General features: G+C 64.7%; 26 protein-coding genes and 1 pseudogene. 17 read left to right on the top strand and 10 right to left on the bottom strand.

Annotation, left to right across the window (positions count from 1 at the left end):
- Window positions 1-10: 10 nt before the first annotated feature.
- On the bottom strand, window positions 11-103 hold the full coding sequence (locus RFM98_RS09040) for a putative RiPP precursor (RefSeq protein ID WP_320308533.1): 93 nt from the start codon (window positions 101-103) through the stop codon (window positions 11-13).
- 347 nt (window positions 104-450) lie between these two features.
- On the opposite strand from RFM98_RS09040, the gene RFM98_RS09035 reads away from it, so the two are divergent.
- Window positions 451-2,454 carry an amidase gene (locus RFM98_RS09035; RefSeq protein ID WP_320308532.1) on the top strand — a complete coding sequence of 668 codons (2,004 nt, stop codon included), beginning with the start codon at window positions 451-453 and terminating at the stop codon, window positions 2,452-2,454.
- A gap of 104 nt (window positions 2,455-2,558) precedes the next feature.
- Window positions 2,559-3,380, top strand: coding sequence for a hypothetical protein (locus tag RFM98_RS09030; RefSeq protein WP_320308531.1), 822 nt, complete (start codon window positions 2,559-2,561; stop codon window positions 3,378-3,380).
- 9 nt (window positions 3,381-3,389) lie between these two features.
- Here RFM98_RS09030 and RFM98_RS09025 read toward each other — a convergent pair whose 3' ends face one another.
- The gene (locus tag RFM98_RS09025) at window positions 3,390-4,637 is read right to left on the bottom strand and encodes an MFS transporter (RefSeq protein WP_320308530.1); all 1,248 of its coding nucleotides are present in this window, start codon (window positions 4,635-4,637) and stop codon (window positions 3,390-3,392) included.
- A gap of 96 nt (window positions 4,638-4,733) precedes the next feature.
- Between RFM98_RS09025 and RFM98_RS09020 the strand changes: the two are divergent.
- Window positions 4,734-5,642 (top strand): annotated as a pseudogene (locus RFM98_RS09020) (LysR family transcriptional regulator).
- Between the two features lie 305 nt (window positions 5,643-5,947).
- Complete coding sequence (locus tag RFM98_RS09015; protein WP_320308529.1) at window positions 5,948-6,976, top strand: IS110 family RNA-guided transposase; 1,029 nt, start codon at window positions 5,948-5,950, stop codon at window positions 6,974-6,976.
- Between the two features lie 32 nt (window positions 6,977-7,008).
- Here the strand turns inward: RFM98_RS09015 and RFM98_RS09010 are convergent, their stop codons facing one another.
- Entirely contained in the window at window positions 7,009-7,347 is a 339-nt protein-coding gene (locus RFM98_RS09010) for a hypothetical protein (protein WP_320308528.1), read from the bottom strand.
- A gap of 12 nt (window positions 7,348-7,359) precedes the next feature.
- Window positions 7,360-7,725 carry a hypothetical protein gene (locus RFM98_RS09005; protein ID WP_320308527.1) on the bottom strand — a complete coding sequence of 122 codons (366 nt, stop codon included), beginning with the start codon at window positions 7,723-7,725 and terminating at the stop codon, window positions 7,360-7,362.
- Window positions 7,726-7,909: 184 nt separating this feature from the next.
- Between RFM98_RS09005 and RFM98_RS09000 the strand changes: the two genes are divergently transcribed.
- The 6 genes from RFM98_RS09000 to RFM98_RS08975 all read left to right on the top strand — a co-directional run bounded on the left by RFM98_RS09000 (window position 7,910) and on the right by RFM98_RS08975 (window position 12,791).
- Window positions 7,910-8,461 (top strand): isochorismatase family protein, encoded by a 552-nt coding sequence (locus RFM98_RS09000; RefSeq protein ID WP_320308526.1) that lies wholly within the window; start codon window positions 7,910-7,912, stop codon window positions 8,459-8,461.
- 181 nt (window positions 8,462-8,642) lie between these two features.
- Window positions 8,643-9,098, top strand: a complete 456-nt coding sequence (locus tag RFM98_RS08995) for a GFA family protein (RefSeq protein ID WP_320308525.1) — start codon at window positions 8,643-8,645, stop codon at window positions 9,096-9,098.
- Between the two features lie 461 nt (window positions 9,099-9,559).
- Window positions 9,560-10,756 carry an amidohydrolase family protein gene (locus RFM98_RS08990; protein WP_320308524.1) on the top strand — a complete coding sequence of 399 codons (1,197 nt, stop codon included), beginning with the start codon at window positions 9,560-9,562 and terminating at the stop codon, window positions 10,754-10,756.
- A 102-nt stretch (window positions 10,757-10,858) separates the two neighbouring features.
- Entirely contained in the window at window positions 10,859-11,041 is a 183-nt protein-coding gene (locus tag RFM98_RS08985) for a DUF2934 domain-containing protein (protein ID WP_320216258.1), read from the top strand.
- A 90-nt stretch (window positions 11,042-11,131) separates the two neighbouring features.
- The gene (locus RFM98_RS08980) at window positions 11,132-12,445 is read left to right on the top strand and encodes a mechanosensitive ion channel family protein (RefSeq protein WP_320308523.1); all 1,314 of its coding nucleotides are present in this window, start codon (window positions 11,132-11,134) and stop codon (window positions 12,443-12,445) included.
- Window positions 12,446-12,635: 190 nt separating this feature from the next.
- Window positions 12,636-12,791 carry a DUF1127 domain-containing protein gene (locus tag RFM98_RS08975; protein ID WP_320308522.1) on the top strand — a complete coding sequence of 52 codons (156 nt, stop codon included), beginning with the start codon at window positions 12,636-12,638 and terminating at the stop codon, window positions 12,789-12,791.
- A gap of 110 nt (window positions 12,792-12,901) precedes the next feature.
- On the opposite strand, the gene RFM98_RS08970 is transcribed toward RFM98_RS08975, so the two are convergent.
- The 3 genes from RFM98_RS08970 to RFM98_RS08960 all read right to left on the bottom strand — a co-directional run bounded on the left by RFM98_RS08970 (window position 12,902) and on the right by RFM98_RS08960 (window position 14,502).
- The gene (locus RFM98_RS08970) at window positions 12,902-13,198 is read right to left on the bottom strand and encodes an NIPSNAP family protein (RefSeq protein WP_320308521.1); all 297 of its coding nucleotides are present in this window, start codon (window positions 13,196-13,198) and stop codon (window positions 12,902-12,904) included.
- Between the two features lie 12 nt (window positions 13,199-13,210).
- A complete protein-coding gene (locus RFM98_RS08965; protein ID WP_320234324.1) occupies window positions 13,211-13,525 on the bottom strand; it encodes a GYD domain-containing protein in 315 nt (104 codons plus the stop codon).
- Between the two features lie 236 nt (window positions 13,526-13,761).
- Window positions 13,762-14,502, bottom strand: coding sequence for a sulfotransferase family protein (locus tag RFM98_RS08960; protein WP_320308520.1), 741 nt, complete (start codon window positions 14,500-14,502; stop codon window positions 13,762-13,764).
- Window positions 14,503-14,833: 331 nt separating this feature from the next.
- On the opposite strand from RFM98_RS08960, the gene RFM98_RS08955 reads away from it, so the two are divergent.
- Together RFM98_RS08955 and RFM98_RS08950 are read left to right on the top strand one after the other, a co-directional pair.
- Window positions 14,834-16,006 carry an aminotransferase-like domain-containing protein gene (locus RFM98_RS08955; RefSeq protein WP_320308587.1) on the top strand — a complete coding sequence of 391 codons (1,173 nt, stop codon included), beginning with the start codon at window positions 14,834-14,836 and terminating at the stop codon, window positions 16,004-16,006.
- A gap of 321 nt (window positions 16,007-16,327) precedes the next feature.
- Window positions 16,328-16,867, top strand: coding sequence for a YbhB/YbcL family Raf kinase inhibitor-like protein (locus RFM98_RS08950; protein ID WP_320308519.1), 540 nt, complete (start codon window positions 16,328-16,330; stop codon window positions 16,865-16,867).
- Window positions 16,868-17,139: 272 nt separating this feature from the next.
- On the opposite strand, the gene yghU is transcribed toward RFM98_RS08950, so the two are convergent.
- The gene (gene yghU, locus RFM98_RS08945) at window positions 17,140-18,009 is read right to left on the bottom strand and encodes a glutathione-dependent disulfide-bond oxidoreductase (protein ID WP_320308518.1); all 870 of its coding nucleotides are present in this window, start codon (window positions 18,007-18,009) and stop codon (window positions 17,140-17,142) included.
- Window positions 18,010-18,352: 343 nt separating this feature from the next.
- Here yghU and RFM98_RS08940 point away from each other — a divergent pair, with 343 nt between their 5' ends.
- Both RFM98_RS08940 and RFM98_RS08935 read left to right on the top strand, forming a co-directional pair.
- Entirely contained in the window at window positions 18,353-19,255 is a 903-nt protein-coding gene (locus RFM98_RS08940; protein WP_320308517.1) for a S1C family serine protease, read from the top strand.
- Window positions 19,256-19,268: 13 nt separating this feature from the next.
- Window positions 19,269-20,225, top strand: a complete 957-nt coding sequence (locus tag RFM98_RS08935) for a LysR family transcriptional regulator (RefSeq protein WP_320308516.1) — start codon at window positions 19,269-19,271, stop codon at window positions 20,223-20,225.
- Here RFM98_RS08935 and RFM98_RS08930 read toward each other — a convergent pair.
- On the bottom strand, window positions 20,176-20,904 hold the full coding sequence (locus RFM98_RS08930) for an SDR family oxidoreductase (protein WP_320308515.1): 729 nt from the start codon (window positions 20,902-20,904) through the stop codon (window positions 20,176-20,178). The genes RFM98_RS08935 and RFM98_RS08930 overlap by 50 nt on opposite strands.
- Window positions 20,905-21,363: 459 nt before the next feature.
- Here RFM98_RS08930 and RFM98_RS08925 point away from each other — a divergent pair, with 459 nt between their 5' ends.
- Entirely contained in the window at window positions 21,364-21,960 is a 597-nt protein-coding gene (locus RFM98_RS08925) for a YdeI/OmpD-associated family protein (protein WP_320308514.1), read from the top strand.
- Between the two features lie 179 nt (window positions 21,961-22,139).
- Here the strand turns inward: RFM98_RS08925 and RFM98_RS08920 are convergent, their stop codons facing one another.
- On the bottom strand, window positions 22,140-22,457 hold the full coding sequence (locus RFM98_RS08920; RefSeq protein WP_320308513.1) for a hypothetical protein: 318 nt from the start codon (window positions 22,455-22,457) through the stop codon (window positions 22,140-22,142).
- Window positions 22,458-22,744: 287 nt separating this feature from the next.
- Between RFM98_RS08920 and RFM98_RS08915 the strand changes: the two genes are divergently transcribed.
- Both RFM98_RS08915 and RFM98_RS08910 read left to right on the top strand, forming a co-directional pair.
- Window positions 22,745-23,452: an SDR family NAD(P)-dependent oxidoreductase gene (locus tag RFM98_RS08915; protein ID WP_320308512.1), complete on the top strand. Its 708-nt coding sequence runs from the start codon at window positions 22,745-22,747 to the stop codon at window positions 23,450-23,452.
- Between the two features lie 262 nt (window positions 23,453-23,714).
- Window positions 23,715-24,923, top strand: a complete 1,209-nt coding sequence (locus tag RFM98_RS08910; RefSeq protein ID WP_320308511.1) for an ABC transporter substrate-binding protein — start codon at window positions 23,715-23,717, stop codon at window positions 24,921-24,923.
- Window positions 24,924-24,944: the final 21 nt, after the last annotated feature.

Below are 24,944 nucleotides of genomic sequence, written 5' to 3'. Positions count from 1 at the left end.
GGTAGCCCTATCAGATGGCGCCGTTGGCAAGGGAAACACCCGCCACAACCGTCGAAAGCTTGCCCTTGCGAACGAAAACCGGCTTTTCGTAAGTCTTCTTCATGTGATTGCCCTCGTAAAACATTGGCGGATAATCTCATATAAGCGGTTTCTGTCAAGCAAACGGCTGAGCAGGCCGTGCTTTGCTGGCGCGCCGGAACAGGACGACGGCGGCGATTTGTTCACGGATAGGCGGGCGGGACAGCACCCCTCTGGCCTGCCGGGCATCTCCCCGCAAGGGGGAGTCGGCAGTTTCGGCCTCGCCGCCGTCCCTGCAACGCTGGCGATTTGGCGAAGCGATTGCGACATCAATCTCCCCCCTTGCGGGGGAGATGCCCGGCAGGGCAGAGGGGGGTGTGACGGAACGCGGCCTTGGGTCGATGCAACCGATCACGAGCGCAAGGACGAATCATGCCCAGCCTTCACCTCGTCGAAGCCTCGATCGCCGACCTGCGCCGCGCGCTGGCAGACGGCACCGTCACCAGCGTCGAGCTCACCGCCGCGTATCTCAGGCGCATCGCCCACTACGACCGCCACGGCATCGCGCTCAACGCCGTGCCCATCCTCAATCCGAACATGTTCGAGGAGGCCGAGGCCTCCGACCGTCGCCGTCGCGAGGGCAGGGTCGTCGGGCCGCTCGACGGCATCCCCTACACCGCCAAGGATAGCTATAAGGCGAAGGGCCTGACGGTCGCCGCCGGCTCGCCGGCCTTCGAGCATCTGACGGCAAACGACGACGCCTTCACCATCGCCCGGTTGCGCGCCGCGGGCGCGGTGCTGATCGGCCTTACCAACATGCCGCCGATGGCCAATGGCGGCATGCAGCGCGGCGTCTACGGCCGTGCCGAGAGTCCGTACAACAAGGATTTCCTCACTGCCGCCTTCGCCTCCGGCTCATCCAACGGTTCGGGCACGGCGACCGCCGCGTCCTTCGCCGCCTTCGGGTTGGGCGAAGAAACCTGGTCGTCCGGGCGCGCGCCGGCCTCCAACAATGCGCTGGTCGCATACACGCCCTCGCGCGGCGTCATCTCGGCGCGTGGCAACTGGCCGCTGGTGCCGACCATGGATGTGGTGGTGCCGCATACACGCACCGTTCCCGACATGCTGGAGCTGCTCGAAATCATCGTCGCCGACGATGACGAGACACGCGGGGATTTCTGGCGCGTGCAGCCCTGGGTGGATATCCCGAAAGCCTTGGCGCTGCGGCCGGCGAGCTATACGGCGCTTGCCGTGCAGGGCGCGCTGAAGGGAAAACGCCTCGGCGTGCCGAAAATGTATATCGGCAAGGATGAAGGCGCGGACCGCCCGATCGCGACGCGCGCTTCGGTGCTGGAGCTGTGGCGGCAGGCGGCGCGCGACCTCGAAGCGCTCGGCGCCGAGGTGGTCGAGGTCGATTTCCCTGTCGTCTCCAACTACGAGCGCGACCGTCCCGGCGCGCTGTCGATGGTCGACCGCGGGCTGGTGCCGCAGGAATTCGCCGGGCGCGAGATCTGGGACCTGTCCATCTGGTCGTGGGACGATTTCCTGCGCGCCAATGCCGATCCCGCTATCCCCGACCTCGCGTCGGTCGACGGCCCGAAAATCTTCCCGCAGCCGCCGGGCACGCTGCCCGACCGTTATGGGGACGCCGATTTCGATCTGGCGCAATATGTCGAGCGGGCAAGGAAGGGCGTGACGCCGCTCGCGGATATTCCGACCATAGAGGCGGGACTGAAGGGCCTCGAGGCCACGCGCCGCGTCGATTTCGAGGACTGGCTCGATGCCAACCGCCTCGATGCCGTGGTGCTGCCCGCGGTCGCCGACGTCGGCCCGGCCGATGCCGACATCAACGAGGCCTCGGCCGCGCTTGCCTGGCGCAACGGCACCTGGGTCGCCAACGGCAATCTCGTCTGGCGCCACCTCGGCATCCCGACGGTGACGGTGCCGATGGGCACCATGGCCGATATCGGCATGCCGGTTGGCCTTACCTTCGCCGGCAAGGCTTACGAAGACGTGGCGCTGCTGACGATTGCCGGCGACTACGAACGCGCCACGCAACGCCGCACCGTCCCGCCGCGCACGCCGGCGCTGGCCGATGATGTGTTCGAGGGCAAGAGTGCTGCGGCAGGAGACGCGCCGCTCACGCTGGCGCTCACCGGACAGACAACGCATTTCGGCGACACCGACGAGATCGCGATCGTGCTGGAAGTCGGCGCGGGCGAGCCGGCCGCCGTCAAGCTTCACGTCAATGGCGAGCCCGTCCTGATGCAAGCGAGCGGTAACCGATACACCGGCCGGGTGGTCGTGCCGGCCTCGACGCACCAGGGCTTCCACAGCGTCTGGCGCGGCGCCTACGGCTCGATCGTCACGGCCATCGCGCGGTTGCCCGATGGGCGCTGTAAGGGAACCTTCATAATCACCGGCGGGATCGGGTGACAGGCCACGGCCGATCTGGCAGAGTGACCATACGAGGCCGGGCTGGTCTGTACCTGTCTACTGCTCGGGAGGGGTCATTGCACGTTGGCGGGTCAGTCCGTTTTTTGGCTGGACTTCGGTTCAAGCTGATCCGCGCGGTCGTGGCATTGATGGGACTTGCCCTGCTGGTGGAGGGCTGCGCCAACCCCAAGGTCATCGAAAGCGCCGTGCCGCAGGCTGCCAAGCCGAAAGCCGCCGCGTCCAAGCCTGACAAACTGGCGGCTGCCTCACCAGTTGCCCCACCGGCGGCGGCGCCCGTTGTCGCATCCGAGAAGTCCTGCACCGCGCAATGGAAATCCCACGGGCACACTACCCAGCCGGAGGCGCAGGCCTTCGCGAAAAACTGCCTTGCGGGGCAGGGCGCGGTGGCAAAGATGGTCGACCACAAGACGGTGACGCGCAAGCTGGCATACCTGATCGATGCCGAAAAGCCGCTGAGCGGTCTCGAGCCTTCCGATATAGGGGTTTTCTGCCCGGGCTATCTGCGCCAGGACCGCAGCGGCCGTGCCGTGTTCTGGCGCACGCTGCTCGCCGACCTGGTCAGCGCGGAATCCGTCAACAACAGCGCGGCCGCCTATTGGGAAGCGGACCAGGATCAGTATTCGATCGGCCTGCTGCAATTGTCGCTGTCGGACGAGCAGAGATACCATTGCGGCTTCAAGTCGGAGGTCGACATCACCGACCCCGACCGCAACCTTGCCTGCGGCGTCAAGGTCGTGACGATGCTGGTCGGCGCCGACGGCGCGCTCGGCGGCGATACGGGCAATGAAATGAAGGGCATCGGCGCCTACTGGCAGAATTTGCGCCGGCCTTCGGAAATGCGCGGCAGGCTGATCGCCGCCACCCGCGCGATCCCGCAATGCGTGGCCGATCCGAGGAATGCCTGAGGGCGCCGGTTATTCCGGGCGGCCCACCATGTCGACCACCAGGGCTGTGAACCCGAACGCGGCCCCTGCCGCGCACACCGCATTCCAGCCGCCCCAGGCCCAGGCAATGCCGGCCAGCAGCGAGCCGACCGCGCCGCCGATGAAGAAGATGCCGACGAACAGCCCGTTGATGCGGCCGCGCGCCTTCGGCTGCAGCAAGTTGACGGCGCGGCGGCCCAGCGTCTGGTCGCCGGTGACGCCGACATCGAGCAGCACGGCGCTGACGCCCATGAGGACAAGCGGCAGCCATGCTCCGTCGGGCTTGGCAGCACCCGCCCACGCGGCGAGGCCGAGCGCCACGACCAGCGCGAGATGGCAGAGGATCGTTGCCGGGCGCGTAAAACCGCGGTCGCCGGCGCGGCCGAAGATCGGCGTCACCGCGGCACCCCCGGCGCCGACCAGCGCGAACAGCGCGATGCCTTTCTGGCCGAGATCGAAGGGCGGAGCCGAGAGGCGCAGCGCCACGGCCGTCCAGAACACGCTGAAGGCCGCCATCACCAGGCTCGCCGTGAAGGCGCGGCGGCGCAACACCGGCTCCTGGCCCAGAAGTCCGACCAGCGAGGCGATGAGCCCCGCATAGCTCGCATGCGCCAGCGGTCGCCGTCTCGGCAGGGTGAGGCCGAGCAGGATGGCGAGCAGCGCCAGTGCCGCGGCGCTGATGCCGTAGAAGGCGCGCCAGCCGAAGGCGTCGGCGACGAGGCTCGCGATCGGACGCGACAACAGGATGCCGATCATCAGCCCGCTCATCACGTCGCCGATGACGCGTCCGTCCTGTCCCGGCGGCGCCATCGAGGCCGCGACCGGCACCAACACCTGGATGCAGGAACAAGCGGCGCCCAGCACGAACAGGACGGCAAGCAGCGAGGCGGCGGACGGCGCGAATGAGGCGACCGCCGCGGCGAGCACGGCGGCGCACAGCATGCGCAGCACCAGCACACGGTTCTCGATGAGGTCGGAAAGCGGCACCAGGAAGAACAGCCCGGCGGCATAGCCGAGCAGCGTGGCCATCGAGACCAGGCCGCTTTCCGATGCCGCAACGCCGAGCGACGGGCCGATCAGCCCGACCAGCGTCTGCGGCGCGAAAAGGTTGGTGATGATAATGCCGACCGAGGCGGCGAACAGCAGCGTCTGGGACCGGGTAATAGCGCCGCCGCCGGTATGCGGCGGCCGTCCGGCGAAGTCGGCCGTCACGATCCGGGCATTGTCTGTTCCGTTCATTGTAGCCTCGCTGTCCGCATATTCCGCGAGGACTTTATTCGGAACGATCATAATGCTACAATTGAAATGATCTGATAATGATTATGCGAGCTACGCATGAATATTCATGACCTCGAGGCCTTCGTCGCCGTGGTCGAAACCGGCTCCATCGTCGGCGCGTCGGCCAGGCTCAATCTCACCCAGCCCGGCGTGACGCGCCGGGTGCAGAATCTCGAGGAGCGGCTGGCGACGCCCTTGCTCGACCGCCAGTCGAAGCCGCTCAAACCCACTGCATCGGGCCGCGAGGCCTATGAGTATGGCCGCCGCGTGCTGCGCTCGCTGGAGGATCTGAAGGCGGGCGTCTCGCCTGCCGGCGAGGTGAGGGGCGAGTTCCGCCTCGGCATCATGCCTTATCTCTCGACCAGCGCGCTGTCCGGGCCGCTCGACAGCTTGCGCGCGGCCTTCCCGCAACTGACGCTGAAGATCACCTCCAGCCTGTCGCCGCGCCTGGTCGAGCAGGTGCTGCGCAGCTAGATCGACGCGGTCGCCGTTTGCCTCGCCGAGGGTGTCGCGCCGCCGCCGGAACTCGTCGGCGACGATCTCGGCGTGCAGGCGGTGCTCCTGGTGGCCGCGCCCGGCCTCGGCGTGCCGAAGCCGGCCGAGCTCAACGACCTTGCGCGCTACCCATGGGTGCTCAACGAAACCGGCTGTGGCTTCCGCGCCTTCATCCGCCATCGTTTCGAGGTGGCGCGGCTGCCCTTCCATGTCGGCGTCGAGGCGCAGGGCGCCGATCTCAGGATGTCGCTGGTGGCGCGCGGCCACGGCATCGGCGTCGTCACGCCGGGCGCGCTGTCGGGCAGCCAGTGGCGCGACGCCGTCGAGGTGGTCGACTGCCCGGGCTTCAAGCCGCAGGTGCGCTGCTGGCTGCTCCATCGTCCGCCGGCCGGAAGGCTGGCGCGCCCGATCGCGGTTTTTCGTGACGCGCTGGCGCAGGCGCTGAAGGGCCCGATGCCGCTGATGTCGTGAGGGGCTGGAGAGCGACGCCACTTGCGTTCGTCATCCTCGGGCTTGACCCGAGGATCCATGCCGTAACCTTAAGCCTAGGGTGCGGCGGTGCGAAATTCTGTAAACGTTACAACGCCTTAGCGTCACGGTATGGATGCCAGGGTCTGCTCGCGTCGCTTCGCTCCTTGCTCCGCCCTAGGATTGTTTGAGAAGGATCGGGTAGTTTGGCGGCCGGGACTGCGGCCCATCACAGCCGGCAGTCCCGGCGGCAGGCGACCGTCCCTGGGATCGGGTAGCACCCGACGTCATCATGGTCCCTGCCGTCTTTGTCCGCCATCGCTTGGAGAGTTGATTGGCCGCTGGCTCGCGCCACGCCCGCAAACAATCCGAAGCCTTTTAAGGATACCACCAGCATGGCCTTCCTGCACCAACAACCGCAAATGTGCCTCGGCTTCGACATCGCCAAGGACACCGTCACCGTCTGCGACGGCACCACCACCCGCACCATCGCCAATCAGCGCAAGGTGATCCGCGCCTTCCTCAAGAGCTACAAACACATAGACCTTGTCGTGTGCGAGCCGACCGGCGGTCATGAAGGCTTGCTGCTTGAGGAGTGCCTGCGCGCCGGCATCGCCTGCCATCGTGCCGACACGCTCAAGGTCAAGAGCTTCATCCGCTCCTTCGGCACCCACGGCAAGAGCGACGCCATCGATGCCGGCATGCTTCGCGCCTATGGCCGTGACCGCTGGGAGAAGCTGACCCTTTGGCAGGCTCCGGACGCCGACGAGGTGTCCTTGCGCGACTTGGTGCGCCGCCGCCAGGAACTCATCACCATGAAAGTCGCGGAGAAGAACCGCGCCAAAGCACCAGGCAGGCTCCACCTCGTCGCCTCCTTCAAGGCCATAATCAAAGTCGTCGAGCGTCAGATCCAAATTGTCGATGCCCAGATGCGCGAGCTGATCGCCAACAGCACCACCCTCAAGCACCGGGCAGCCGTCTGCACGGCTATGGACAGTCTCGGCCCGATCGTGGCGGCCAAGCTGCTCGCCCTCCTGCCTGAACTGGGCACCATGACACGCCGAAAGGCTGCAGCCCTTGCAGGGCTCGCGCCTCATCCAAACGACAGCGGCCAAAAACACGGCTACCGCAAAATCCGTGGCGGACGACCAGAGATCAGGAGCATGCTCTACATGCCCGCGTTGCACGCCGCCGCCGGAAGGGGCGAGTTCGCAGCCTTCTACAAACGCCTTCGCGCCAACGGCAAAAAGCCAATGGTGGCCATCGCCGCGGTCATGCGAAAGATCGTCGTCACCCTAAACGCTAGGCTCAGAGACGCCGCCATTCCTCAGAGTTGATGACGAACTCTGGGCCTGACGCCTGCCAGCCATCATTCCTCCTCGGATTCTTTCCTAGCGCGGTGCCACGGTTGGCCCTTGCCTTCCCTCCAAGCGCACCAGCCATAAGGAAGGTCCCAGAGTTCACGAAGCGAGCTATCGAATTTCACCATCTCAGACAGGCCGACAAGCATGGCGTCGGCCATCTTGAAATCGACAGCTCGGTTCAAAAACTGCCAAGCGCCATCGTCGTCATCGTGAGCAACGTAATCTACAATGTGCTCGCCCCTGATTATTTGGTGTACCGTGAAAACGGCCACGTTTTGCGGATCGTCAAAAGGCCAATCAGGATCAGCGGCAGCCATATGTAATATTTCCGTGAGTTGCTGCATCGATGCTTCTCGTCAGGAAGGCAATGAGGCGAGCCAGGCGTCCCAGCATTCCTGTTGCATTCGTGGAAAGGCAGGCGCAACATCGTGGCCGTCGGCAAAGATGTTGACCAGATCGGTCTCTTTCGGCTGCTGCCCCATCTTCATTTTACAGGCGATTAGTCCCCGGCTCATCTCGATCACCGTTCCTTCCGGGTAGACTCTCCCGCTGGCGCCGTAGCAGAAAGGCAGCAACCCATCCAATTCAAGACGCAGGCGAATCTGGAACAGCGCTTCGAAATAGTCGTCCTCTTCAGCCTGGATAACCTTGTCCCGATAACTGCAGGTGAGCCGGCATTTTGCCCCCCGCATCATGCAGCGTAAAAACGGCCTGCTCGTCATCGCCGACTGTGCCTGCTCCAATCAGGAACACGGTGTGTTGTTCCATCATCTTCACCCCTTGCCCGGTAATCATAGTTGCATCTCGTTCGTATTTCAACTCCTGATTGTTAATCTTCATTCGTCGATCGTTTGCCGGTTGTACCTCGTTCTTGACCCACTCCGCACCCACGCTATCTTCGCCGCCATGCCAGACACTGCCCCATCCCCCGCCGCGCCGCTTATCGTCATCGACCTACAGACCGGCATGTTCGACGGCCGCTTCGATCCGCCGATCCATGACGCCGACGCCATCGCCGAACGCGCGCGCAGGCTGATCGACTGGGCGCGGCATTCCGGCCGCAAGGTGGCCTTCGTGCGCCATGACGGGCCGGAGGGCGATCCGCTGGCGCCGGGCGCTTCCGGCTGGCCGGTATGGCCGCCGCTCGGCCAGGCCGCTGACGAGCCGACCTTCGGCAAGAAGGTCGGTAATGCCTTCTCCAACCCCGACCTGGCCGAATGGGTGGCGGGGCAGGGCGCTGGCGACGTCGTGCTCATCGGCGCCCAGACCGATTTCTGCGTCGCCGCCACAGTGAAGGGCGCCTTTGCCGAAGGCCTCGGCGTCACCGTGGTCTCCGACGCGCATTCGACGCTGGATTCGCTGAAGGAAAAGGCGCCCGACATCATCGCCCGCCACAACGAGGCATTCGCGGGGCAGGGCGTGCGGATGGCGACGACGGCGGAGCTGGCCGGAGGCTGAGCGCTTCTCCTTCTCCCCTTGTGGGAGAAGGTGGATCGGCGCGTCGCGCCGAGACGGATGAGGGGTGTTCCAGCGGCGTGAGACGCTGGCATTCCCTGGAGCCCCCCTCATCCGTCGCCTTCGGCGACACCTTCTGCCACAAGAACGGGAGAAGGGATAACCCAACCCAAGGAGCCCGTCTTTGCCCACCCTTACTCTTCCCTCCGAAGGTGGCTGCGGCTGCGGCCGCGTGCGCCTGAAGATTTCGGCAAGACCCTTGCTCACCACGGCCTGCCATTGCACCGGCTGCCAGCGGATGTCGTCCAGCGCCTATTCACTGAGCGCGGCGATCCCTTCGGAAGGTTTCGAGGTGACCAGCGGCGAGCCGGTGATCGGCGGCCTGCATGGCGCCTCGAAACATTATTTCTGCGGCTATTGCATGACCTGGATATTCACGCGGCCGGAAGGGATCGACTGGTTCGTCAATCTGCGCCCGACCATGCTCGACGACCATGCCTGGTTCACGCCCTTCATCGAGACCTGGACGGCTGAGAAATTGCCTTGGGCGGCGACATCGGCCGTGCACAGCTACGCGGCGCTGCCTGCCTTCGAGGAATATGAGCCGCTGGTCGCCGAATACGCCGGGGCGCAGGGATAAAAACGGCAACCCTAGGCCAAGGTCGCCGTTGGCATTTCCGTTCATGGTCGACGCGTCCGTTGGGGGCGCATTGTTGGGGATGTGCTTGGGCGTCCGCGTCGACCACGGCGGCCTCATACCGCAGACTTCATCATGGCATATTTGCCGCCCGCTGAAACTTCCGCGAAAACGGTATATTGCGGGCTCTTTCCTTCTCCCCTTGCTGGAGAAGGTGGCCGAGCGAAGCTCGGTCGGATGAGGGGTGTTCCAGCTTGGCAACACCGCTTGCCCAGATGTGACCGCACGGATTCACTGGCGCCTCATTCCTTCCAACACCCCTCATCCGTCTAGGCGCTGCGCGCCGATCCACCTTCCCCCACAAGGGGAGAAGGGAAAGGCGAAACACTTTCTATCCCTTGCCGCATTGACCTCGTCCGCTCGACCGGCAACGACTGACGCTTTCCTTTTCAACGGATTGCATCGTGAACCAGACTCATTTTCTCAACGCCAGACTTGCCGACGGCACGGTCGCTGACCTCGCCGTCGCCGGCGGCCGCTTCAGTGCCGTCGCTCCGGCCGCCAATGCCGCCACGCCGCCGGCCGGCGCCGTCGACCTCGCCGGCGAGCTCGTGCTGCCGGCCTTCGTCGAGGGCCATATCCATCTCGATACCTCCTTCTATGGCGATGCCTGGCGTCCGCATATTCCCTGCACCAACGGTTTTGATGTGCGCGAGCGCGTCGTTTTCCAGATGCGCAACCTCGAGCGGGCCGCGCCGATGGAAGAGCGCGCGAAAAGCCAGCTCGAGCTCTGCGTCGGCCATGGCAGCCTCGCCATGCGCAGCCATGTCATGGTCGATACCGCGGTCGGGCTGAAGCATGTCGAGACGATCCTGGCCGTACGAGAAAAGTATCGCGATCTGATCGACATCCAGCTCGTCGCCTTTCCGCAAAGCGGCATCCTGTCCTCGCCCGGCACCGCGGAGCTGCTCGACGAAGCGCTGAAGCTCGGCTGCGATCTTATCGGCGGACTCGACCCGGCGAGCTTCGACCGCGACGTGAACGGGCACCTTGATGTGGTCTTCGGCCTTGCCGAAAAGCGCGGCGTCGGCGTCGACATCCACCTGCATGACGGCGGCACGCTCGGCCTGTTCGAGATCGAGGAGATAGTCGCCCGAACGACGGCATTGGGTATGCGGGGAAAAGTCGCCGTCAGCCACGCCTACGCGCTGGGCGACATTTCCGCCGACGCGCTGGCCAGGGCTGGCGAGAGGATCGCCGCCGCCGGCGTCGCCATCATGACCAATGCGCCCGGCGATCATCCTTTCCCGCCGGTGGCGGCGCTGCGCAAGGCGGGCGTCACCGTCTTCGCCGGCTCCGACAACATCCGCGATTCCTGGTGGCCCTATGGCGATGGCGACATGCTGAACCGCGCCAACATGATCGGCTACCGCTCCGGCTTCTACGAGGATCGGGAGCTGGAAGCCGCCTATGACGTGGTGAGCCATGCCGGCGCGAAGGCGCTGGGCTTGGAAGGCTACGGCATTGCGGTAGGCGCCAAGGCCGACTTTGTGGCGCTCAAAGCCGAGCATGTTCCGGAAGCGGTGGTGGCGGTGCCGAAGGAACGCACGGTCTATCGGGCGGGCACCGCCATTGCCAGGGATGGCGCAATGATCGGGTGAGGCGGGGTCGCGCCGAGAAAATTGGCCACCGCCGGGCCTTCGCATGGATCGTTTCGCCGACGCCGACGTTCCTTCTGGTGGAACAGAGATCGGGAGATTTCCATGGCTGACCAGAGCAGGGAAGACCGTATCCGCCAGCGTGCCTATGAGCTTTGGGAAAAGGAAGGAAAACCCGAGGGCGCCGACTTGCGCTTTTGGGAACAGGCGATGGACGAGATCGACGCAGAGGATCAACGCAAGGGTTCGTCGGACAAACGCCGACGCGCCGGCTCGGGCGGCGCATAGCCGCCGGATCGCCATAAATGCGTGGCCTTGAAACGGGCCGTGGAGAAGCGGGTTCAAGTTCTTTAGCCCGTTCATGATGGGCGTGTGGCAATGGATGTTCGCGACGCCATGAGCCGAGCGCTGGTCTGGTCCAGCGGATGGCTCGACTATGCCGCCACGCCGTGGCTCCTCTATCAGCTCGCCATTATCCTCGCGCTGTTCGTCGCGGCAAGGCTCGCGGGCCGGAGCGTCGAGCCGCTCATCGAGGACTGGGCTCGCCAGATCAAGGGGCACCCCGGACTGCTGCGGGTCGTGATCGCCTTGTTACGGCGGACCGAGTGGATCCTCTTCGCCGTGTTCCTGCTTGCCGCGCTCAATTTCATGCGCGCTTTCGTGTGGCCAAGCCACCTGTACCTCCTCCATGTTGTGCTTTCCCTGTCGCTTGCCTGGCTTGTCGCGTCGGTGCTGTCGCGCGTCCTCCACAATCGCCTCGCCGCTCGTCTGCTCGGCTGGCTGATCTGGATCTATGCGGCGCTTGTCATCCTGGGCATCAGTGACGAGACCGCGGCCTTCCTGGACAGCCTGGCGATCCCCTTGGGTGCGATCCGATTTTCGGCTCTGATGCTGCTCAAGGCGGCGGTGCTGCTGGTCGCCACGGTCTGGCTTGCGGTGGTCATCGGCAACTACGTTGACGAGCGCGTCCGCATCTCGGAGGATTTGACACCCTCGATCCGCGTCCTCGTGGGCAAGGTGGCAAAGATCGGCCTCGTGCTGGTTGCCGGCGCTGTCGTGCTCTCCGCCGTCGGCGTCGACCTGACGGCGCTGACGGTTTTCTCCGGCGCGATCGGCGTTGGCCTCGCCTTCGGGCTGCAAAAGGTCGTTTCGAACTTCGTCTCCGGCATAATCATCCTGCTCGACAAGTCGATCAAACCGGGCGACACCATCTCGCTCGAAGGCACATTCGGCTGGATACGTGAATTGCGGGGGCGCTTCGTCTCGGTAATCACGCGCGACGGCCGCGAATATCTCATCCCGAACGAGGACTTCATCACCCAAAGGGTCATCAACTGGTCGTTCAGCGACAATCTCGTGCGGCTCGACGTGGACTTTGGCGTCTCCTACGACGCCGACCCGCATAAAGTCAGCGACCTGGCGATAGAGGCTGCAATCAGCGTCGGCCGGGTCGAAGCCGACCGGCGGCCGGTCTGCTGGCTGACGGGGTTCGGCGACTCCTCGCTCAACTTCGTCCTGCGCTTCTGGATACGCGATCCGCAGCAGGGCTTGACCAATGTGCGCGGCAAGGTGCTGCTGGCGCTGTGGGATACGTTCAAAAAGAACGGCATAGGCATCCCCTATCCGCACCGCGAGGTCATCGTGAGGGAGGCCGGGCCGACCGGGCTGAAAGGCAACTGGGCGGCACGTTGAAACGGCGGCGGGATCGCCGCCACGCGCCTGTAAATCCCATAAAATAGTTTGCATGCATATGTTTCAAGTCGCTCCGGCTTCGTGAAGCATTTCACCGTTCGCGCGCAATCCACCGGTTACAGACGCATCGCAAAAGCGGCGTCGGGAAGAAGCGGCACCGGTTTTCCGCCGCCGATTTAAGGGGGTTTCCATGTTCAAAAGTCTCAACCGAATCCGCGCTGCCTTCGCGCAGGCCAGCAAGCGCCGCCGCACGACGCGCGAGCTCAACCAGCTGCCGCCGGAGATCCGCAAGGACATCGGCTGGCCGCAGGCCCCTCAGGACGACGAGATCCGGTTGCCGTTCTGAGGCGAAGGCGGAGGCGCCGCACCAGCGCGGGCGGCATGTCGCGGAGCTTCATGCCAACGGCGCTGGCCGGGCGCGCAAGGCGGCCCGGCCAGCGCCAAACGGCAGCGCCTTCAGCCTATTTCCGCAACGACTGTTCCAGACACCGGATCCGTCACGCCGAGATCGCCGCCGAGATCTTCAAGCATCTCGCGAAACGTGTCGAGAACGCCGATCATCATCGGGCGCGCCGCGGCGAGACTGTCCATGTCGCTCCATTCGCCGACCATGCAGAATGTGCGCTCGCCGATCTTGATAAGGGCGCCCTTGCGAAAGCCCTTGGCGTTCAGCGAGATCTTCTCATGTGCCTCGACGAAGGCCTTTTCCTTGCCTGGCTTGGTGCGAAAGCGGACTACGTTGTAGGCGGTCATGGCGTCCTCCTGTCAGCCGGCAGGTTTGTAGGCGCCGGCGGCCTTGTTGGCGGCCGCGATCACTGACTTCATGTCGAGCTCTTCGAGAACGACGAGGTCGCTCACCGAACCACTTGCCCGCACCGCGAGCGTCATGCCCATCCCGGCAATCTGATCCGGCACCTCGCCATTGACGATGACGTCATAGATGCCGCGCGTAAACATCAGGCTGCTCATCTTGCCGCCCACACTTTCAAAGAGCGCCTTGATTGCGGCTTCCCGGTTCGATCCTTGCATCAGTCCTTTGGCGGCATGGGGTTCGTAAGTCGCCAGTATGGTAACCTTCATGGGATCCTCCTCCAGATATCACGACCGCCGGCTGCTTGAGCAGCGCGGATCGGCTGGCTTTCTCTGACATTTGACCTGGTCTGCGGACCGCCTGGGCAATACGGCAAGCGGGCGGTTCAGCCGGAGCATGGCTTCGGGTTACTACAATATGCGCCTATTCTAATATGACGACAATCCCGCCACGCGCCGGAGCACCGGAGCCTTGCCGATTTATCGACCGTCGCGAGTGGCTGCCGTTACCCCAGCCACCACCATAGTCCGCCGAGCGCCAGCACGATCGCGGCCGCCACGCCGGCCAGCATCAGATAGGACCCCATGATCATGCCGTTGATGATCTTCTTGATGCTGGCGCGGTCGTTGAGGTTGGGGAAGGGCTCGTTGGGCAGCGGGACGCCGAGGAAATCGCAGAGCGGCGCCCAGCCGTCGCTGACCTTGAACACAAGCAGCTTCTCGGGCGGCACCGCCGCCTTCACCTCGTCGATATAGGAATTGTAGCGCGCCACCGCCTTGTCGCGGTCGTTCATCACGCCCTTCAACGTTCTGCCCCAGACCAGCTTGCGCGACATGTCGCCGAACTTGCGGCCAAACGGCGTCAGCCATTCCAGCACCCTGAACTGCCAGACATTCTCGGTGAAGTAGATCGTGTCGATGGTGCTGTCATACCAGGCTTCGGCACCGCGCGGATGCAGCGTCAGAAGCACCTTGGCTTCCGGATAGGCGGCCATCAGCTCACGCCACACGCAGCAGCCCGGATTGTCGACGGTCGCCCGGTAATTGGCGAAGACCCGGTTCCAGTCCTGCTGCATGCCGGGCGGGCTATTGGCCACCTTGCGCCAGAAATCGAGATGACCCTTGTTGGCCTTGTTGATGATGACTTCCTGCATGTGGTAGCTCGGAAAGCCGAGCCTGTTCAGCGCGGCGAAAGTCGACCATGTGCCGGTGCGGCCGAACCCGGCGCCGATCAGTTCGAGCGTCACTGCCCCCTCCCAAATTCCGGGCCGGTATTCTTCTTTTGGCCGGTCTTCTGGAATGAGGTTGCATCCGCTCGCGCTTTCGCGCAACGGAATTCCATTCGCAGTCGCTAAAATATTTGAATGGGCCGGCTGGCCAGGGTGGCGGTCCCCTTCTGGTCCGCCACCCACGATCGGAGCTATGTCAGGCGTGGCCTGTGCGCGTTTTCGCGGCTGGGCTATTCAACTTTGCCAAAAAGCCTGATAATAGGTCAGTAAAGTTGACCTAAATGCCGATTTGCCGCTCGGGAGGCGCGCCTTGACCCTGTTGAACCTTCTGGCCTCGCGCTCCTCGCGCATGAAGGCTTCGGAAATCCGCGAGCTGTTGAAACTGCTCGACCAGCCGGACATCATCTCCTTCGCCGGGGGCATTCCCGACCCGTCGCTGTTTCCGGCTGAGGCCATCGGCGATGCCTACCAGGCCGTGCTCGGCGGCGCCGAGGCGGGTGCTGCGCTGCAGTACCAGGTCAGCGAGGGTTTCCTGCCGCTGCGCAAATGGCTGGCCGGACAGATGGGCAAGCTCGGCGTTCAATGCGACGAGGGCAACATCTTCATCACCTCCGGCTCGCAGCAGGCGCTGGATTATCTCGGCAAGCTGTTCCTGTCGCCGGGCGACACGGCTTTGGTCACCTGGCCGACCTATCTCGGCGCGCTGCAGGCCTTCAACGCCTACGAGCCGCGCTATGACCGGCTCAATACCGCCGGCGGCAACATGACGCCGGAGGCTTACCGCGCCGCTGCCGCTGCTAATGGCGGGGGCCGGGTCAAGTTCGCCTATCTGGTGCCGGACTTCGCCAACCCGACCGGCAACACGCTGGACGCCAGGCAGCGCGAGGCGGTGCTCGACCTTGCCGGCGAGCTCGACATCGCCGTCATCGAGGACGCCGCCTATCGGGCGCTGCGTTATGACGGCGAGGGCGTGCCGCCGATCCTGGCGCTCGACTGCGCCCGCTCCGGCGGCATCGACAAGGCGCGCACGCTCTATTGCGGGTCCTTCTCGAAAATCCTGTCGCCCGGCATGCGCGTCGGTTGGGTCTGCGCGCCGCGCCATGTCGTGGAAAAGCTGGTGCTGATGAAGCAGGCGTCCGACCTGCACAGCCCGTCGATCAACCAGATGGTCATGCACCGCGTCGCCGAAACCATCTTCGACGCCCAGGTGGAAAAGCTGATCGGCGCCTACCGCAAGCGCCGCGACGCGTTGCTCGGCGCGCTCGAAGCCGACATGCCCGACGGCATTTCCTGGAGCCGCCCGGACGGCGGCATGTTCGTCTGGCTGACGCTGCCGGAAGGCGCCGACGCAACCGAGCTTTTGGCGCGTTCGGTGAAGGAGGCGCGCGTCGCCTTCGTCCCGGGCAACGCGTTTCACGCCGACGGCACCGGCCGCAACACGCTGCGCATGTCGTTCACGCTCGCCAACGACCGCGCCGTGGGTGAGGGCGTGCCGAGGCTGGCCAAGCTGCTGCGGGGGTAGGGCGCGGCGCTTGAGCGCCAATCTCCCCCTTGCGGGGGGAGATCGGCAATTGCATTGCCGGCTGTCACCACCCACTCGCGCAGGCGTGATTGGTAGTGCGCAGGCGTGATTGTCCGCGCGGCCGGTCCCTCGGCTGGTGTCGCGGCCGATCCAACACCCCCTGGATCGACCCGACCGTGGGGTCCCGCCTTCATGGTCCGAACGAAAGAGCCCCGACGGCCTTCACCGGCGGGGCTTTTTCGTTGTCCGAGCAGGCCAGGACGTCGGCTGCCCTTTTTCGGGCAGCTTTTGCGCTACGCTGCGTTGTTCAGGGAGGATAGGATGAGTTTGCGCCTCGGCATGCTTGCCCTCGTCGCCTTCGCCACCCAGGCGCAGGCCTTCGAAATTTCCAGCCCGTCGGTCTCCGACGGCAAATGGGATGCGAAATATCTCGGCGACAAGGCCGGCTGCGGCGGACAGAGCGTCTCGATCGCGCTCGCCTGGAAGGATCCGCCGGCCGGCACCAAAAGCTACGCGCTGACCATGTTCGACACTGACGCCAATGGCGGCAAGGGGTTCTGGCACTGGCTTGCCTGGAACATCCCGGCGAGCGCCAAGGGGCTGCGCGAAGGCGCCGGCGCGCAGGGCGGCAAGCGCATGCCCAAGGGGTCGGTGCTGGGCGAGGGCGGCGTCGGTCGCGCCGGCTATTTCGGCCCGTGCCCGCCGCCGGGCAGCGGCCAGCATCACTATGTCTTCACGCTCTATGCGCTCAGCGAAAAGACCCTGCGCATACCGGCCAGCCCGTTGCCCGAGATGGTCTCCGTCGCCGCCAAGAGCTCGGCGCTCGGCGAGGCGACGGTGACGTATACCTATGGGAGGTAGCGGAGTTGATCTCCCAGCGACGTTCGCCTTCGTCATCCTAGGGCGGAGCAAGGAGCGAAGCGACGCGCGCAGACCCTAGGATCCATGCCGTGACGCTAAGGCATTGAAACGGTTAATAATTCTGCTCCGTTGCGCCCTTCGGCGCGCGTCACGGCATGGATCCTCGGGTCAAGCCCGAGGATGACGAAATGTCAGCGGAGCCGGAGGACTAGAAGGCGGGCGAGAGGCGCTGGCCTGCCGGCCATCTCACCCACAAGGGCGAGATCAGCAACTCACTCCGCCGCCTGCAGCTTATCCTGCGTCTTCGTCTCGAAATCGCTGGCGTCGTGGCGCTCACGCAGCTGGAAGGCCGGATCGCCGGACATGCGGTTGACCATGCGTCCGCGGCTTACCGCCGGCCTCGCGTCGATCGCGTCGGCCCACCGCTGCACGTTCTTGTATTCATGCACCGAGAGGAACCGCGCGGCGTCGTTGTAGCTGCGGCCCTTGGCGAGACCGCCATACCAGGGCCACACCGCCATGTCGGCGATCGTGTAGTCCGGTCCTGCGAGATATTCGCTCTCCGCCAGCCGGCGATCGAGCACGTCCATCTGCCGCTTGGTCTCCATGGCGAAGCGATCGATGGCGTATTCGATCTTTTCCGGCGCATAGGCGTAGAAATGGCCGAAACCGCCGCCGAGATAGGGCGCCGAACCCATCTGCCAGAACAGCCATGAGAAAGTCTCTGCCCGCGCCGCGCGCTCGGTGGGCAGGAATTCGCCGAATTTTTCGGCGAGATAGGTAAGGATCGAGCCGGATTCGAACACGCGCACCGGCTTCGGCTCGCTGCGGTCCATCAGCGCCGGGATCTTCGAGTTCGGGTTGACCTCGACGAAGCCCGAGCCGAACTGGTCGCCGTCGCCGATCTTGATCAGCCAGGCGTCGTATTCGGCGCCCTTGTGGCCGAGCGCCAGAAGCTCCTCCAGCATGATCGTCACCTTCTGGCCGTTGGGCGTGGCCAGCGAATAAAGCTGCAGCGGATGCTTGCCGACCGGCAGCTTCTTGTCATGCGTGGGACCCGCGATCGGCCGGTTGATCGAGGCGAACTCACCGCCATTCGGCTTGTTCCAGGTCCAGACTTTCGGCGGGATGTATTGGTTCATCGTTGTGGGCCCTGCAGGGTTGGGTGAACAGCGGCGACGGCCGGTTGCCGGTAAAATTAGGTACGGCGGCGCGCAGGTCAAAGAAAAAAGTTCAATTTCTGTTGAACTAGTGCTTGGGCCAGCGCCTTCGCCTCCTCCCCTTGCGGGAGAAGGTGGATCGGCGCGTAGCGCCGAGACGGATGAGGGGTGCTCCAGCGGAGTGAGACGCTGGTGTTCCCTGGAGCCCCCTCATCCGTCGCCTTAGGCGACACCTTCTCCCCCAAGCGGAGAAGGGCAATCCGCCCTTGCACCGCGCGCCTTTGGCCATACTTATAGAAAAACACCCGCTATGCAGGATGGATCGATGACCATCGAGAAAATTTCGCGCTCCGTCGTTGCCGTGCGCGCCACGGTTCCGGACGACGCTTTCACCGCCAATGCGCTGGGCACGCGCCGCGAAGGCAGCGGCGTGGTGATCCGCGACAACGGCTTGGTGCTCACCATTGGCTATCTCATCACCGAGGCCGAGGAAGTGTGGCTGACCGACCAGGACGGCCGCGTGGTCGCGGCACACGCGTTGGCCTATGACCAGGAGACCGGTTTCGGCCTGGTGCAGGCGCTTTCGCCGCTCAATCTGCCGGCAGTCCAACTCGGCAATGCCGGCAAGGCCAATATCGGCGACGCCGTGACGCTCGCCGACGGCATCGGCCAGCAGGTCGACGCCCACATCGTCACCAAGCAGGAATTCGCCGGCTACTGGGAATATCTGATCGACGAGGCGATCTTCATTGCGCCCGCGCATCCGTCCTGGGGCGGGGCGGGCCTGTTCGATCGCGACGGCAGGCTGCTCGGCGTCGGCTCGCTGCGCCTGCAGATGAGCCGCGCCGGCGAGGTGGCCGACATCAACATGGTCGTGCCGATCGATCTTTTGCGGCCGATCCTCGACGATCTCATCAAGCGCGGCCAGGCGGCGAAGGCGCCGCGTCCGTGGCTCGGCGCCTTCTCGGCCGAGTCGAACGGCATGGTGGTGGTGATGAGCGTGGCCGAAGGCGGTCCCGCGGCAGAGGCGGGCCTGCGCCAGGGCGACATCATTTCCGATGTGCGCGACGGCGAAGTTGACGGTCTGGCCGATTTCTACCGCAAGCTCTGGCAGAACCCGGCCGGCGCCGAGATTCCGCTGCGCGTGGTGCGCGACGGCCGCGAGACCTGGCTGCGCGTCAAATCCGCCGACCGCAATTCCTTCCTGAAGAAACCGCAGCTGCAGTAGCCTTGAAGCGCCGATGCATCCCAGGCTGCTGAAGACCTTTCTGGCGGTCGTGCGAACGCGCAACGTCACCCGCGCGGCGCAGGAGGTCAATCTCGCGCAGTCGAGCGTCAGCGACCAGATCCAGGTGCTGGAGGCCGAACTGGGCGCCAGCCTCTTCACCCGCTCGCGGGAGGGGCTCGATCTGACGCTGGCGGGCGAGGCGCTGAAACCCTATGCCGAGGAACTGCTGGCGCTCGCCGATGACGCGAGGGCCGCCGTCGATGCCAGCAGGGCCGAGACGGCGGGCAGCCTGGCGATCGGCGCGCTGGAGACGATTGCCTCGGCAAGGCTGGCTCTATGGCTCGCCGATTTCCGCGCGGATCACCCCGGCATAGACATCAAGCTCAGGATCGCCGGCAGCGGTGAGTTGCTGCGCCGGCTGGGTGAGGGCGAGATCGACGTCGCCTTCTGCTTCGCGCGGCCCCTTGAGCTTGATCTCGATGCCGGCGCGCCGGACCGGCGCCTTGCCAGGCGCGTTGTCGCGGTCGAACCATTGGCGCTGATCGCCCCGCCCGGCGACAACCGGGCGGATGTCGATCTGGCGACGCTGGCCGAAAAGCATTTCGTCGCCACCGAGGCCGGCTGCGTCTACCGCGCCATGGTCGACGAGGCGTTTGCCGAGGCAGGCCTCGACAAACCCAGCCTCGCCGCCGAAGCCGGCAGCATCGACGCCATCGCCGGACTGGTGGCGGCCGGCGCCGGCTTTGGCCTGGTGCCGCGGCTGGCGGTCGCCGCCGCGATCGATCGCGGCGAGGTGGCCGAGCTTGCCTGGCCCGGGCCGGTCCGCTCTGCGGACGTGGTGATGACCTGGCGGCGCCGCCGCATCCAGCCACCGGCGTTGAAGGCGCTGCTTGCTGCTGCCAATGAGGCCTTCGCGCCGGTCAGACCAGCCGGTGCCCGCCCTCGACATGCAGCGTCTCTCCCGTCGTAAAGCCGTTGCCGATCAGGAAGCGAATTGCATCGGCGATATCCTGCGGCTGTCCGACTCGTCCCGCCGGCAGGCGTTTCGCCATCGCGGCAAGCGTCTCGTCCTTTTTCTCGCCCGCGACGAACGCCCAGATCGGCGTGTCGACCCAGCCGGGCGAGACGGCGTTGACGCGGATCGGCGCCAACTCGACGGCCAAAGCCCGCACCAGCCCTTCCAGCGCCGCGTTGACCGCGGCGACCACCGAGCCGCGCGCCGTCGGTCGATAGGCGGCAATGCCGGAGACGAAGGTCAGCGAACCGCTCGGCGGCAGTTTCGGCGCGCCATGCTTGGCCAGCAGCAGCGGCCCGTAGAACTTGCTTTCCACTACCCGCTGCGCGGCCGAAAGCTCGATTTCCGGTAACAGCCGGTAGGCGCCTTCGATCGCGGCGGCGGTGCTGACGATATGGTCGAGCCTGCCGATGCGCTGAAACAGCGCTGCGACCTCATCCTCGCGGCTGATGTCGACCACCGCCGTTTTGAGCGCGTCAGGGCGGCCAAGCCCGTCGCGCGCCGCGCTCAACTTCGCTTCGCCGCGCCCGGCGATGATGACGCTCGCGCCTTCCTCGAGGCAGCGCCCGGCTAGCGCCAGCCCCATGCCGGAACTGCCGCCGACGATCAGGATTTTCTGCTTATCCATGTCCATGCCTTTCCTTTGCATGGACGGTCATGTGGCAGGCCGGCGCGCGGAGCGGAAACGGAAGAAACCGATAGTGGTATCGGAAGGTCCGATGGCAGATCAGCGGTCGCCGACCCTTCGTTGCGAAAGTCAGGCGGCCTTGTGGAACTCCATGTCAAAGCGCAGCGGATGGCCGAGCGCTTTGAACGCCTCTTCGAGAGAGTCGAGCCGAGAGTTGTGGTCGAGCCGGAACAACCGATCGACATGCTCCCTCTGGCACTTCAGATCTGTGGAAGTCAACAGAAGTGTGGATCTGCCCAAGCCATTGGGAAAACAAGAGAACTTGCTTTTGTTGGCGCTTCAACTCGTAAATGAGAGATCCGCCGGGTCAAGCGGCTTTGGCACCTGCTGACAGAAACTGGCACCAGCCGTCGCTACAAACGCCGTGGAATCATCCACACTGGTGACGACGAAGGCGAGGTGACAATGGCCCCGATCAAGGTCGATCCCGACAAGGTCCGGGAATTCCCCGATGCCGACAGCTTCTATGCCTGGTTGGCCGACAACCACGCCGGCGAAAGCGAGGTCTGGATCAAGGTCCACAAGGTGGGCTCGGGGCTGGCCTCGATCACGCCGAAGGAAGCGATCGACGTCGTGCTTTGCTTCGGCTGGATCGACGCGGTGCGCAAGTCGTTCGACGACAGGAGCTTCCTGCAGCGCTACACGCCGCGCGGCAAGAAGAGCATCTGGAGCAAGATCAACGTCGACAATGTCGCGCGGCTGATCGAGGAGGGTCGCATGACCAGGCATGGCCTGCGCGAGGTCGACGCGGCCAAGGCGGACGGCCGCTGGGACCATGCCTATGGCGGCTCGAAGGAGATGACCATCCCGCCCGACCTGCAGGCCGCGATCGATGCTGAACCCAAGGCGAAAGCGATGCTGGAAAAGCTCTCCGCCCAGAACCGCTTCGCGCTCGCCTTCCGCACCCACAACATGAAGACCGAGGCGGGGCGCAGGAAGAAGATCGCCGATCTGGTGGCGATGCTGAAGCGCGGCGAGACGATCCACCCGCAGAAGAAGTAGGGCGTGATCCGCAACCGAAGGACCGCGTCAGCGGACATGATGCCCGAAAACAAAAACGCCGCCCCGAAGGACGGCGTTTCCGGGAAGCGATGATCCCGAACCCTGTTGAAGCGGCCCGGGACCATCCGGTCATGAAATCTTTGGCCAATCGCTGAAAAGCAAAAAGCCGGCGGCGCGTCTTATGCGGCCTTCTTGGCGTACTTCATGTGGGTATGCTTCTTCACGTGGTGCTTCTTCACGTGATGCTTCTTGGCGTGATGCTTGTGGTGCTTCGCCACGTGATGCTTCTTGGCGTGATAACGGTGATGCTTCTTATTCTTCTTGTGCGGGCCATTGGCGGCCGGCTTCGCCGTCTCGGTAGCCGCGGCCGGAGCCGTGGTCGTGGTGGTCGCGGCCGTCGTGGTCGCGGCGGCGTTGGCTTCGGTGGTGCCGAGCGCCGGCACCGCAAAAGCGAGCGTGACGGCAAGGCCAAGTGCGGAAAGAAGGGTCTTTTTCATATCGGCATTCCTTTCGAAGATCTATCGGGTTGTCGCGCGCCGCAATCGTTCGGCTGCTCCGGTGCCGTTTATGACAGCCGGTCTTTTCGCGAGTTTTTCCCGACTGTTGAATCTTGTTTCCGGATTGCGTCTGGGGCCACGCTCGACACCGTCGCCCAGTCGTTTTGGTACGCTCGGCGCCCATTCATGCACGCCGCTGCATAATGATTGCGAACTCTTCACCCTAATCAGACGGTGCGATCGATGCGATCCTGCAGTCGATACAGGGAACCGAAGGAGCAGGAGCAATGACCGGCAAGGCAAATCATTCCGGCAAGGTGGCGCTCGTCACCGGCGGCAACCGTGGCATCGGCCTGGAGACGGCCCGCCAACTCGCAGAACTCGGTTTCACCGTGCTCATCGGCGTGCGCGACCCCGCCAAGGGTGAGGCTTCGGCGAAGGGGCTTGGCGGCAACGTCGAGGCGATCGCATTGGATGTCGCCGCGCCCGAAGCAGCCGCGCATGCGGCGGCCGAGGTCGGGCGCCGGTTCGGCCGGCTCGACGTGTTGGTCAACAATGCCGCGATCCACTACGAGCCCTCGGCGCGGGCGCTCGAGCCCGACTGGACGGTGATCCGCGAGGCTTTCGAGACCAATGTCTTCGGTGCCTGGCGCGCCGCTGTCGCCTTCGCGCCGCTGCTTGGCGCCTCCGGCCACGGCCGGCTGGTCAACGTCTCGTCGGAAGGCGGCTCGCTCGCCTCGATGGGCGCCGGCGCGCCGGCTTACTCGACCAGCAAGGCGACGCTCAACGCGCTGACTTGCATCCTGGCAGCCGAGCTCCACAGCGCCGGTGTGCTGGTCAACTCGATCTGCCCCGGCTGGGTCGCGACCGACATGGGCGGCCCCGGCGGCCGTCCCGTGGCGCAAGGCGCGGCGGGCATCGTCTGGGCCGCGACCTTGCCGGACGACGGTCCGACCGGCGGCTTTTTCCGCGACGGCAAGCGACTGCCGTGGTGATGCGACACCGAGAATTGGAATCGGATTCGTAAGCCAGTCATCACCTGACGGCCCATCCTCCATGCTACGAAAATAGCATTCTCTGCCGCCGAAATGTGATGCTAGGTTCGCCTTGCACGCATCCCAGGCACCTGGCGGTCCGGTCCCGCAAGAGGAGGAATGGCAGCGGGATCAGGCCCAGATCCAAGTTCCGGACGAAACTGTTGAACCATTGCGAGGTCCGCCGCGTTTCCCGTGGCTGACCACAAGGGAGGAACCACCAGTGAAAGCATCCTATCTCGTCTCGGCCGCGCTCATTGCGGCATCCGCAATGCCGGCGGCGGCTGGCGAAATTTCCGACGGAAAGGTCAAGATCGGCATCCTCAACGACCAGTCGGGCGTCTACGCCGATTTCGGCGGCAAATGGTCGGTCGAGGCAGCCAAGATGGCGGTCGAGGATTTCGGCGGCAAGGTGCAGGGCGCGCCGATCGAGATCGTCAGCGCCGACCACCAGAACAAGGCCGACATCGCCTCCAACATCGCGCGCCAGTGGTACGACACCGAGCAGGTCGACGCGATCATGGAGCTCACGACGTCTTCGGTGGCTTTGGCGGTCCAGGGGCTTTCCAAGGAAAAGAAGAAGATCGACATCGTCACCGGCGCCGCCTCCACCGATCTCACCGGCAAGCAATGCTCGCCCTATGGCTTCCACTGGGCCTATGATACGCACTCCCAGGCGGTCGGGACCGGCGGCGAACTCGTCAAGCAGGGCGGCGACAGCTGGTATTTCATCACCGTCGACTACGCCTTCGGCTATTCGCTGAAGGACCAGACCGCCAAGCTGGTCGAGGCGAGCGGCGGCAAGGTGCTGGGCGAGGTGCGCTATCCGCTCGGCTCCACCGACTATTCCTCCTTCCTTTTGCAGGCGCAGTCCTCCGGCGCCAAGATCGTCGGGCTTGCCAATGCCGGCCTCGACACCTCGAACTCGATCAAGCAGGCCGCCGAGTTCGGCATCGTTGCCGGTGGCCAGCGGTTGGCCGCGCTCCTCTTCACGCTGGCCGAAGTGCACGGCCTCGGCCTGCAGGCGGCGCAGGGCGTGGTGCTGACCGAAGGCTATTACTGGGACCGTGACGACAAGAGCCGCGACTTCGCCCAAAAATTCTTCAAGCGCACCAACCGCATGCCCAACATGATCCAGGCCGGCACGTATTCGGCGGTGACGCAGTATCTGAAAGCCATCGACAAGGCCGGCACCGACGAGACCGAAGCGGTGGCCAAGCAACTGCATGAAATGCCGGTCAACGACGTCTTCACCGCCAACGGCAAGGTGCAGGCCGACGGCTCGATGGTGCACGACATGTATCTCTACCAGGTCAAGAAGCCTGAGGAGAGCAAGAAGGACTGGGACTACTACAACTACCTGGCGACCATTCCGGGCGACAAAGCCTTCATGAAGGCCGAGGAAAGCGGCTGCCCGCTCGTCACCAAGTGACGCTCGACACCGCCACCGCCG

Origin of the sequence: Mesorhizobium australafricanum, from assembly GCF_033977265.1 — a bacterium.
Classification (GTDB): domain Bacteria; phylum Pseudomonadota; class Alphaproteobacteria; order Rhizobiales; family Rhizobiaceae; genus Mesorhizobium; species Mesorhizobium australafricanum.
The sequence above is the reverse complement of the archived record's forward strand: the minus strand, read 5'-3'. Positions and strand labels throughout refer to the sequence as shown.